This is a genomic window from Armatimonadota bacterium (genome assembly GCA_035527535.1).
In the GTDB taxonomy this organism is placed as follows: domain Bacteria; phylum Armatimonadota; class Hebobacteria.
In genome coordinates this window covers 1-11,617 of sequence record DATLAK010000120.1, presented here as the reverse complement: position 1 = coordinate 11,617, position 11,617 = coordinate 1, and the positions used below count along the sequence as shown (strand labels likewise).

The window sequence follows — 11,617 nt, the reverse complement described above, 5'->3', positions numbered from 1 at the left end:
CTTCGCAAACAGCCGGGCCGCCTTCAACCTGCGCTTCTCCAAACCGGCAAAGTTTCGTCGGCCGCCAATGTGCGCTTTCATGCCTACAGCATATCATAGCTGCACCAAGAAATCAAACCTATTACGCGAGATTCAATAGGTGTGCTCCGCAGACCGCCGTGGCGGTCGCTTGCGACCTAGCCATTACGGTATGACCTTGTTCAGCGGATATTCGATTATGTCCTGCGCCCCGGCGCTCTTCAAACGGGGGATGAGGTCGCGCACCTGCTTCTCGTCCGCCACTGTCTCCACCGCGTGCCAGCCGCCGTGGAAGAGCGATGACACGGTCGGCTCCTTCATCGCCGGCAGCAGCTCGAGCACGGCCTCGAGGTTCTCGCTGCTGACGTTGAGCTTGATGCCGACCTTGGCCTCCGCCGCCAGCGCGCCCAGCAGCAGCACCGCCAGGTTCTCGACCTTTTGCCGTTTCCAGGAGTCCTGCCACGCCGCGGGATGAGCGATGAACTTGACGTTGGTCTCGAGCACGGTGTCAATGATGCGCAGGTTGTGCGCCCGCAGGGAGCTGCCGGTCTCGGTGAGCTCGACGATCGCCTCCGCCAGCTCCGGCACCTTGACTTCGGTCGCCCCCCATGAGTATTCCACCCGCGCCGCCACGCCGTGGCGCTCCAGGTACTGCTGGGTCACGCGCACGAGCTCGGTTGCCACGCGCTTGCCCTCGAGGTCGCCGACGCTGCGCAGGTCGCCGTCGTCCGCGACCGCCAGCACCCAGCGCGCCTTGGCCGCGCTCCGCTTCGAGTACACCAGGTCCGCCGCCTCGACCACTTCCGCGCCGCTCTCCAGGATCCAGTCCCACCCCGTCAGCCCGGCATCGAGCACCCCCTCGCCGACGTAGCGCGGGATCTCCTGCGCGCGCAGCAGCAGGCACTCGAGCTCGGGATCGTCAATCGCCGGCTCGTAGGAGCGCGCGGCCACGGTGACGTTGTAGCCCGCCCGCTTGAGCAGCCCGATAGTGGCCTCCTGCATGCTGCCCGAGGGCAGCCCCAAGCGCAGTTTCATCCGCTGGCATCTCCCCTTTCCGCCGCTGGGACAGCGGGCGCCGGCCCCCGTCAGATTGCGACCTCGTCGCCCCCCACCGGTTCGTCGTCCTCCACCTCGGCAGGGCCGCCGATGAGGTCGCCGTCGCCAAGGTCTTCCTCGTCGCTGTCGTCGTCGGCATCGTCGGCCAGCAGCGCCGAGCCCAGCAGGCCGTCGTCGTCAGCGGTGAGGGTGCCCGAGGCCTCCTCGATCGCCCGCAGCAGCAGGTCCTCCTCGCGCGGCCCCGGTGGCAGGCTGACGATCGGTTCCTCGTCGCGCGGCCCCGCTACCTGCACCCCGCGGTAGCGTGCCATGCCCGTGCCGGCAGGGATGAGGCGGCCGATAATGACGTTCTCCTTGAGCCCCACCAAGTGGTCAACCTTGCCCTTGATGGCGGCGTCGGTGAGCACGCGGGTGGTCTTCTGGAACGACGCGGCCGACAGGAAGCTGTCGGTGCTGAGCGAGGCCTCGGTGATGCCCAGGAGCATGGGCTCGGCGCTGGCGGGGGTGCCGCCGCGCTGCTCGAGGCGCCGGTTGATGTCGTCGAAATCGAAGCGATCAACGACCTGGCCGGGCAGCAGGTCGGCATCGCCGGGATCCACCACCCGGCGCTTGCGCAGCATCTGGCGCACGATGACCTCGACGTGCTTGTCGTTGATGTCCACGCCCTGGGTGCGATAGACGCTCTGGATCTCGCGCACCAGATACTCCTGCACGCCGTGCACGCCCTTCATTTGCAGCACTTTCTGCGGGTCGAGCGGCCCCTCCGTCAGGGAGTCGCCCTGCTGCAGGTAGTCGCCTTCCTCCACCGCGAGGTAGCCGCGATAGGGTACCAGGTAGGACTTGCGGATCTTGACCGTGGTGACGCCCTTTTGCTGCAGGCGCGCCACCACTTGCGCCGTCAGCTCCTTGCCGGCGTCGATGCTGCCGCGCCCGTCGCCCCCCGCCTTCTCCGCCAGCACCTCGCCGATGACGTGCTCGTCCAGGGGCTGCTCGGAATGGATGACCACGGTCTTGACGCCGCGGGTGTCAATGGCCGCCACCCGTCCGTCCACCTCGGATACAATGGCCTGCCCCTTGGGTCGGCGCGATTCGAACAGCTCGACCACGCGCAGCAGGCCCTTGACCTGCTCCTCCAGCACCTTGAGCATCTGCTGGATCTTCTTGACGCGCTCGCGCTCGTAGCCCTCGCGCTGCTCCTCGAAGTGCACCAGGCCGCGGCGGATGTCCTCGTGCAGCTCGCGCAGGGTTGCCTGGCGCTTCTTCTTGACCTCGGCCACGCCGGTCAGGTACTGGGCCGCGACCCCCCCGGTGTGGAAGGTGCGCATCGTCACCTGGGTGCCCGGCTCGCCGATGGCCTGCGCGGCGATGATGCCCGCCGCCTCCCCGACCTCGACTGGCCGCCCGCTGGCGAGGTCGCGCCCGTAGCAGCGGGCGCAGATACCCAGCCGCAGTTCGCACGTCAGGGGCGAGCGCACGGTGACCTCGCCGCGCGCCAGGCCGCCGCGCTCGCGCAGATCGTGCGCCGCCTGATGCGCCCGCGCGAGCGCATCCTTCGTGACCTTCTTGCCGTCCCCGACTATGACCTCGCCGGTGAGGGGGTGGGGCAGGGCCTGCTCGGGCGCCTCGCCCTCGCGCAGCTTGCGCGCCGCGGCCATGAACTGATCGCACTGCGCCGCCCCGCGCAGTATCGTCTCCAGCGGCGGCTCCAGCGACTGCGCCCCGAAGCGCTTGCCGCACTCCAGGCACGTGTACACCTTGCGCAGCTCGCGGTGGCACTCGGGGCACATGCCCTGTTCCAGCCACTGGCTGCGGTCGGCCGCGGCGCCGCCGGAGGCGCTCCCGGCCGCCGTCTCGGCGGCCGGCGTCGGCGCCGGCGGCGCCGGGGCCTCCCCCTCCGCGCTGGCGTTCTCGATCTCGCCTGCGGTCTGGTCGGCCGCGGTCAGGCCCCCCAAGAGGATGGCCGCGAGATCGGGCATCGCCCGCTCGGGGGCCGCTTCCACCTGCGTCTCCGCCGCCGGCGGCGCCGCCTCGAGGTCGGCTTCCGTGAGCTCAATGCCGCAGCTCTCACACGAGTAGACGGTGGCCAGTTCGCCGCTGCAGCCGGGGCACGGCGGCACCGTGTGCATGCCGATCTCCTGGCCCGCGCGCAGGATGAGCTTGCCGGAGACGGGGTCAACGATATCAACGGCGGCGACGCGGCCGTCAATGCGCTGCTCGAGGGGCTCGATCTCCTCGGTGCCGTCGCGGATGGCGGCGACGGTGATGCCGGCGCTGGTGCCGCAGTCGTCCCCGCGGATGATGACGTCTTGGGCGACATCCACCAGGCGGCGGGTGAGATAGCCGGCGTCGGCGGTGCGCAGGGCGGTGTCGGCGAGCCCCTTGCGCGCGCCGTGAGTGGAGACGAAGTACTCGAGCACCGACAGCCCCTCGTGGAAGTTCGACTTGATCGGCAGGTCCTCGATGAAGCGCCCAAAGGGGTCAACCATGAGCCCGCGCATGCCCGCCAGCTGCGCGAGCTGGGGCAGGCTGCCGCGCGCCCCGGAGTTGGCCATCATGAAGATGGGGTTGAAGGGGTCAATGTTCTCGAGGATGGCGTCGGCCATCTGGCTGGTGGCGACGTTCCACAGCCGGCACACCTCGTCCTCGCGCTCGCCGGCGGTGATGAGCCCGTTGGCGTAGTTGTCGTTGGTCTTGCGCACCAGCCCCTCGGTGCGCGCGATGATCTGCTCGCGCCGGGCCTCCGGGACGTCCATGTCCGTCATCGAGATGGTGATGCCGGAGGTGGTGGCGAAGCGGAAGCCGAGCTCCTTGAGGTCGTCGAGCAGCTTCACCGTGCGCGCGGTGCCGTAATGCTGGTGGCAGGTCTGGACGACGCTTCCCAGCTCCCAGTAGTCCACTACGCGATCAACGTAGCGCACCTTCGGCGGCAGTATCTCGTTGAAGATCAAGCGCCCGGGGGTGGTGTCCATCAACGCGCCGTCCACCCGCACCCGGATGTCGGCATGGAGATCCACGCGGCCGTGCTCGTGGGCGATGATGGCCGCGTCGGCGTTGGGGAAGACCTTGCCCGAGCCCATGGCGCCCACGCGCTTCTGGGTCAGGTAGTAGCAGCCCAGCACCATGTCGCGTGTGGGCACCACCATCGGCTTGCCGTGGGCGGGCGAGAACAGGTTCTCGGTGGACAGCATGAGGATGCGCGCTTCGCTCTGGGCGGTGGTTGACAGCGGCACGTGCACCGCCATCTGGTCGCCGTCGAAGTCGGCGTTGAAGGGATGGCACACCAGCGGGTGGATCTGAATCGCCTTGCCGTCCACCAGCACCGGCTCGAAGGCTTGGATGCCAAGGCGGTGGAGCGTGGGGGCGCGGTTGAGCAGCACCGGGTGATCGGCGATGACCTCCTCGAGCGCGTCCCAGACCTCGGGGCGCATGCGGTCAACCATCTTCTTGGCGGTCTTGATATTGGTGGTGTAGCCGCGGTCCACCAGCCGCTTCATGACGAAGGGCTTGAACAACTCCAGCGCCATCACCTTGGGCAGGCCGCACTGGTGCAGCTTGAGGTGCGGCCCGACGACGATCACCGAGCGCCCGGAGTAGTCCACGCGCTTGCCCAGCAGGTTCTTGCGGAAGCGCCCCTCCTTGCCCTTGAGCATGTCGGACAGCGACTTGAGCGGACGGTTGTTGGAGCCGGTCACCGGTCGCGCCCGCCGCCCGTTGTCGATGAGCGCGTCCACCGCCTCCTGCAGCAGTCGCTTCTCGTGGTTGATGATGGATTCCGGCGCCGCCAACTCCTTGATCTTCTTGAGGCGGTTGTTGCGGTTGATGATGCGGCGGTAGAGGTCGTTGAGGTCGGAGGTGGCGAAGCGCCCGCCGTCGAGCTGCACCATCGGGCGCAGCTCCGGCGGGATCACCGGCACCGCGTCCAGCACCATCCATTCCGGCCGGTTGCGCGACTTGCGGAAGGCCTCCGCCACCTCCAGGCGCTTGATGGCGCGCGCCCGCTTAGGGCCGGTGGTCTCGCGGATGTCGTTGCGCAGCTCCCGCGTCAGCTGCTCCAGGTCTATCTCGCGCAGCAGCGCTCTAATCGCCTCCGCGCCCAGCCCCGCGAGGTACAGGTTCTGGAAGTCCTCGCCGTGGTGGGCGACCAGCACCTCCACCAGCGCGCGCAGGTTGCGGTATTCGGCATCCGAGATCAGCTGCTTGCGCGTGAGCCCGGGTTTGGCGTCGAGGTTCTGCCCCAGCAGCAGCCGCAGCGCGGCCTCCAGCTCCTGCTTGCGCTCCTCCGCGATCTGCTGCTCTTCCTTGATGCGCTCCTGCACCGCGTGCTCGAGCTGGGCGCGGTCGGCCGCGCTCAGCCGCTTCGCCTCCGCGAGCTGCTGGTCGCGCTGCTTGAGCAGCGACTCGATGGTCTGTTCCAGGGTTTCGTCCGACGCCTGCTTCTCTTGCTCGACCGTCTGCCGGATGAGGTCGAGGTGGTCGTTGAGCTTGCGGTGATCAACGTGGGTCACGATGTAGGAGGCGAAATACAGCACCTTCTCCAGCGGGCGCGGGGACAGGTCCAGCAGCAGGCTCATGGGGCTGGGCACGCCCTTGACATACCAGATGTGCGACACCGGCGCCGCCAGGTCAATGTGCCCCATGCGCTCGCGCCGCACCTTGGAGCGCGTGACCTCCACCCCGCAGCGGTCGCAGGTGATGCCGCGGAACTTGATCTTGCGGTACTTGCCGCAGTGGCATTCCCAGTCACGGGTGGGCCCGAAGGTGCGCTCGCAGAACAATCCGTCGGGCTCGGGCTTGAAGGTGCGGTAGTTGATGGTCTCCGGCTTCTTGACCTCCCCGCGCGACCACCGACGGATCTCGTCCGGGGATGCCAGCCCCAATCGCAGCTGGTTGAAATGGGTCGTATCTACCACGAGCTCACCTCTTGGCTTCCGGCGCTGTGCCTGCCGCTACGCGCGTTGCGGATCACGCGACTTTTTCCTCCGCCTCCTCCAATTCCACCGCGCGCGCGTCCTCGCTCTCAACCGACACCTGCAGCCCCAGGCTTTGCAGCTCCTTGATCAGGATCTTGAAGGACTCGGGGATCCCCGGCTCCATGATGCTCTCGCCCTTGACGATGGACTCGTAGGTCTTGACCCGGCCCATGACGTCGTCGGACTTGATGGTCAGGATCTCCTGCAGCGTGTGCGCGGCGCCGTAGGCCTCCAGCGCCCACACCTCCATCTCGCCGAAGCGCTGGCCGCCGAACTGCGCCTTGCCCCCCAGCGGTTGCTGGGTGACCAGCGAGTAGGGACCGGTGGAGCGGGCGTGGATCTTATCATCCACCAGGTGCACGAGCTTCATCATGTAGGCGTAACCGACGGTGATGGGCTGGTTGAACCGCTCACCGCTGCGCCCGTCGTAAAGCCAGTACTTGCCGGTGCCGGGATCGAACCCGATGTTGTCGTCAACCCGGCGGCGGATGGTGTCGGCGAGCAGCTGCGCTCGCTCGCGGGCGCCGCGCTGCGCGCCCCACTCGGCATCGGTGAGCGCCAGGCGCTGCGCCAGGCGCTCCATCTCCTGCTCGTCGCCGGCGAGATGGTCGCGCAGCTTTTCCAGCGACTGGTCGATGAAGACGCGGCTCGTGCCCGGCGCCGGAGCGTCGTCGTCCCAGCCGTTGCCGACCCCGAGGTCGGAGGTGATGTATTCGCGCAGTTCGCGCCGACGGAGATCATCCGCCACCTGCTGCAGATAGGCGATGATTTCGGCCTCCGGCGCGCCCTGGAACACCGGGTTCTCGTAGTGCACGCCCTGCTCCTTGGCGGCATAGCCCAGGTGCGTCTCCATGATCTGGCCGATGTTCATACGCGAGGGCACGCCCAGCGGGTTGAGGATGATGTCCACCGGGGTGCCGTCGGGCAGGAACGGCATTTCCGCCGCGGGCATGATCTTGGCGATGACGCCCTTGTTGCCATGGCGCCCCGCCATCTTGTCGCCCTCCATGAGCTTGCGCTTCTGGGCGACGTAAACGTGCACCATCTGGTTGACGCCGGGCAGCAGCTCGTCGCCCGGCTCGCGCTGCAGCTCGCCGCCGCAGCGTTCGCAGTAGTGGCGGTGTTGCTCCTTGGAGAACTGCTGTTCCGCGCCGCACTTGGCGCAGCGGAACTTCAGCCGGCTAAAGCGCTTGACGTCCACCACCGTGCCCGACTCGCCGTGCGGCACCCGCAGCGAGGTGTCGCGCATCTCCGCCGCCTTCTCGCCGAAGATGGCGCGCACCAGCTTCTCCTCGCTCGTCAGCTCTTCCTGACCCTTGGGCGCCACCTTCCCCACCAGGATGTCCTCTGCTCGCACCTGCGCCCCGATGCGGATCACCCCGTCCTCGTCGAGGTCGCGCAGCACCTCCTCGCCGACGTTGGGGATGTCGCGCGTAATCTCCTCCGGCCCCACCTTGGTCTCGCGCGCCTCCACCTCGTACTTCTCGATATGGATGGAGGTGAAGACGTCGTCGCGCACCATCCGGTCGCTGACCACGATCGCGTCCTCGTAGTTGTAGCCCTCCCACGACATGAAGGCGCAGGCGATGTTGCGCCCCAGCGCCAGATAGCCGTGGTCGGTGCAGGGACCGTCGGCCAACACCTGCCCATCGGCGACGAAATCGCCGACATTCACCACCGGCTTCTGGTGGATGCAGGTGGCGGCATTGGAGCGCATGAAGTTGAGCAGGGGGTAATGGTCGATCTCCCCGTCGGGGCGCTGCACCCGCACCCCGGTCGCGCTCGCCGACGCCACCTTGCCTGCGTGCTTGCCCAGCACCACGCACCCCGAGTCGCGCGCCGCGCGCTCCTCCACCCCCGTCATCACCAGCGGCGCCTCCGAGCGTAGCAGCGGCACCGCTTGGCGCTGCATGTTGGCGCCCATCAGCGCGCGGTTGGCGTCGTTGTTCTCCAGGAAGGGGATGAGGCATGCCGCGACGCTCACGATCTGTTTGGGTGACAGATCCACCAGGTCGATGTCCTGCGGCCGCACTTGCGGGAAGGAGTTGCGATAGCGCACGTTCAGCGCCTCGCCGACGATGCGCCCGTTCTTCATCGGTACCGTCGCCGGCGCGATGCGGTAGTGGTCCTCCTCGTCGGCGGTGAGGTAGACGATGTCGTCGGTCACCACCCCGCCCTTGACGCGCCGATAGGGGGTCTCGATGAACCCGTAGGGATTGAGCCGGGCGTAGATGGCGAGCGCGCCGATGAGACCGATGTTGGGGCCCTCCGGGGTCTCGATGGGGCAGATGCGCCCGTAGTGGGAGTAGTGGACGTCACGCACCTCCAGCTTTGCGCTCTGGCGGCTCAGGCCCCCCGGCCCCAGGGCGCTCAGGCGGCGCTTGTGGGTCAGCTCCGCCAGCGGGTTGGTCTGGTCCATGAACTGCGACAAGGCGCTGGAGCCGAAGAAACTCTTGATAGCGGCGGAGATGGGCTTGGTGCTGATCACCGCCTGGGGCGTTATCTGCTCCGGGTCGAGGCTCGTCATGCGCTCGCGGGCGATGCGCTCCATGCGCAAGAACCCGAGCCTGAACTGGTCGCGCAGCAGCTCCCCAACGCAGCGCACGCGCTTGTTGACCAGATGGTCAATCTCGTCCACCGACGCCGTCTCGTCGCCCTCGCTCAGCCGCACCATGTAGCGTAGGATAGCGACGAGGTCCTCCTTGGTCAGGGTGCGGATGTCCTCCGGCAGGCCGACCCCGAGCTTGCGGTTGAGCTTGTAGCGGCCGACGCGGGCCAGGTCGTAGCGCCGCGGATCGGCGAACAGGGCCTGCAGCCGAGCGCGCGCGATCTCGGGCGTGACCGGGTCGCCGGGTCGCTCGCGGCGGTAGATGTCCAGCAGCGCGGAGTCCTCGTCATGGGTCGGATCGCGCTCCATCGTGTTGTCGATCAGCGGGCTCAGGCGCGCGACCTTGTAGGTCTTGCGCCGCAAGCCGGCAACCGCGCGCGCGCCGTCGCGGTCCACCCGCACTCCCGCCTCGGCTACCACCTCGCCCGTGCGGGTGTCAACCAAGTCCTCCCAGGGCCGCCGCCCAGTCAGCTCCTCGGCGCTTGGCTCGCTGAGGATCTCCGGCTCTCCGAACACCTGCATCAGGTCAACGTCGGTCGAGACCTTGAGCTCGGCGCTCTCCGCGCCCATGTTGATGCCGTTGAGCGCCCGCAGCAGCGTGGTCGCGGGGAACTTGTGCGCCTGGCCGACGCGCACCACCACCACTTCGTTCGCGTCAGTGTCGAATTCCAGCCACGACCCCTCGGCGGGAATGACTTGCGCGGCGTAAAGGATGCGGCCGGAGAAGTCGATGGCATCCTTGAAGTACGCACCGGGGGAACGCGCGAGCTGGCTCACCACGGCGCGCTCGGTGCCGTTGATGATGAACGTGCCGTTCTCCGTCATCAGCGGCAGCTCGCCGAGGAAAACCTCCGTCTCCTTGATCTCACCCGTGCTGCGGTTGAGCAGCCGCACCACCACCTTCAGCGGCGCTTCATAGGTGGCGTCGCGCTCGCGGCACTCGGGGACGCCGTACTTGGGCTCGCCCAGGTAGTAGTCGTGAAAGGACAGGGACAGATTCTGCGTGAGATCGGTGATGGGCGAGAAGTTGTCGAGCAGCTCCCGCAGGCCGTCCTTGAGCAGCCACTCGTAGGAATCAAGTTGGATTTCGATTAGGTTGGGGGGCTCGACGATCTCGACGTAGCGCTTGCGTGCCTCGACCGGCTGCAAAAGCATGTTTCGGCACCTCTCACGAAAGTGGGGGCGATCAGTCTGCTGCAAAACGGGGCTGCATCCGGCGCGGGCGCGCGCCCGCGCGCTTTACCGCCGGCCGCGGGAACCAGAACCTCTTTGACCTCCGCCAGAACCTTAAGTGTATTGCATCTTGCGTGGAATGTCAACCCCGTAAGCCATTCTCTCTGCTGCGCGCCGCTCACAGTCACTGCGGGGGGCGGGGACGACACCGCTGGCGGACGTGCCTGACTCCTCGGCCGGGCGCCACGGCGCGACGCGCGCCGCGGCGTCACCCCGGGGGAGCGCTCCAGCCGCGGCCGCCAACCCCCAGCCCTTCGGGCGCCGGCGCCGTCGGACGAACGCGCTCCGGGTGCTCGACCCTCACAGCAGCGGCGTCAGCACCTCGATGGCGCGGCGGATATCGCGGGCCTGGCTCTCCCCGGAGATCTCGCGTTCGATCGTCAGCACGCCCGCAAACCCGAAGGACTTCAGCTTGGGCACGAGCCGGTCGAAGCCCACCCGCCCCTCACCCAGCGGCTTCTCCGCGCCCAGGCGCCCCGGCTCGGTCGGGTACTCCCCGTCCTTGGCGTGGACTCCGCGCACGTAAGCCCCCAGGACATCCAGGGCGTCCACCGGGTTGGCCTTGCCGTACATGAGCAGGTTGGCGGGGTCGAGATTGACGCCGAGATTGCCGGTGCCGATGTCGGTCATGACCCGCAGCAGGGTGATCGGTGTCTCCTGGCCGGTTTCGAAGCAGAAGCTCAGCCCCAGCTCCTGGCAGCGCTCCGCGATCCGGCGCAGGGCGCCAACCGTACCTGCGTACAGCGGGTCGCGCGGGTTCTCGGGTATGAACCCGGCGTGGGTGGTAATCGAAGGAACGCCGACGGAGCGCGCGAATTCCGCACCGCGCACCAGCGCCGCCACGCGCATCTCCCGGTACTCCGGCGGCACGAAGCCGATGGTGGCGGGGCCGTCAACGAAATCCCATACCTGCGGCCCCGGATACCCGGTCCACAGCGTGGTGATCTCGACGCCGGTGTCGGCGCACGCTTGGCGCAGCCGCTCGCCGTTTCCGTCGGTGTACAGGGCCGGATCCCAGGTCGCCACCTGGCAGGTGGGCAGACCGAAATCCGCGACCTTGCGCAGTTCCTTTTCCGGCTCCTCGTGGAAGCTAACGATGACCCCGAGCCGCAGGGGCCCGGCAGGCTGCGCCCGCACCGCTGCTGATTCCATGGCACCTCTCCGCGCAAGTGTGAGGCGGGCCCGACCATCGGGGCCCGCCGGGTTACGTCCAGGACGCTGGTTTTCGGCGCGGCCGACGAATCATCCTGCCGGCGAGCATCGGCTTGCGCGGCGAACTCCGGGGCCGCGCGCGTGGCGCACCGGCGCGCTCGTGGCCTGTGTGCCCGGCCGCCACGGCTGCAGCAGGATTTGCGCCGGACTGCGCCGTAAGCCCTCCCCAAAGGCGCAGCGGCAGGAGGAGCTAGAATGGGAGCGGTTGATACCTGTCACAGCTGCGGCATGCCCATGCAGACGTCCGAGATGCACGGCGCAGGGATCGAGCAGAACCCCTACTGCGTCTACTGCACCGACGCTGAGGGCCACCTCAAGTCGCGCGAGCAGGTGCGCGAGGGCTGGATCCAGTTCACCGTGGACGCGATGGGCAAGTCCCGCGGCGAGGCCGAACGTGAGGTTGACGCGGCCATGGCCGAGATGCCGGCGTGGAAGGACGGGTAGAGTAAGCTCGGCACCGGTGGGATTCCCGGCTGCTGCCGACCGGGGTCGCGCCGACTGGGGTCGAGCCGCCGGGGTC

At 68.1% G+C, this 11,617-nt stretch carries 5 protein-coding genes; 1 reads left to right on the top strand and 4 read right to left on the bottom strand.

Annotated features, from left to right (window positions below; all coding sequences use genetic code 11):
* Positions 1 to 183 precede the first annotated feature (183 nt).
* From hisG to VM221_08610, 4 genes are all read right to left on the bottom strand, one after another.
* Positions 184 to 1,053, bottom strand: coding sequence for an ATP phosphoribosyltransferase (gene hisG / locus VM221_08625; protein ID HUT74883.1), 870 nt, complete (start codon positions 1,051 to 1,053; stop codon positions 184 to 186).
* A gap of 50 nt (positions 1,054 to 1,103) precedes the next feature.
* Complete coding sequence (rpoC, locus tag VM221_08620; protein ID HUT74882.1) at positions 1,104 to 5,984, bottom strand: DNA-directed RNA polymerase subunit beta'; 4,881 nt, start codon at positions 5,982 to 5,984, stop codon at positions 1,104 to 1,106.
* A gap of 52 nt (positions 5,985 to 6,036) precedes the next feature.
* Positions 6,037 to 9,807 carry a DNA-directed RNA polymerase subunit beta gene (rpoB, locus tag VM221_08615; protein ID HUT74881.1) on the bottom strand — a complete coding sequence of 1,257 codons (3,771 nt, stop codon included), beginning with the start codon at positions 9,805 to 9,807 and terminating at the stop codon, positions 6,037 to 6,039.
* A gap of 378 nt (positions 9,808 to 10,185) precedes the next feature.
* Positions 10,186 to 11,037 carry a sugar phosphate isomerase/epimerase family protein gene (locus VM221_08610; GenBank protein HUT74880.1) on the bottom strand — a complete coding sequence of 284 codons (852 nt, stop codon included), beginning with the start codon at positions 11,035 to 11,037 and terminating at the stop codon, positions 10,186 to 10,188.
* A gap of 255 nt (positions 11,038 to 11,292) precedes the next feature.
* On the opposite strand from VM221_08610, the gene VM221_08605 reads away from it, so the two are divergent.
* On the top strand, positions 11,293 to 11,541 hold the full coding sequence (locus VM221_08605) for a zinc ribbon domain-containing protein (GenBank protein ID HUT74879.1): 249 nt from the start codon (positions 11,293 to 11,295) through the stop codon (positions 11,539 to 11,541).
* Positions 11,542 to 11,617: the final 76 nt, after the last annotated feature.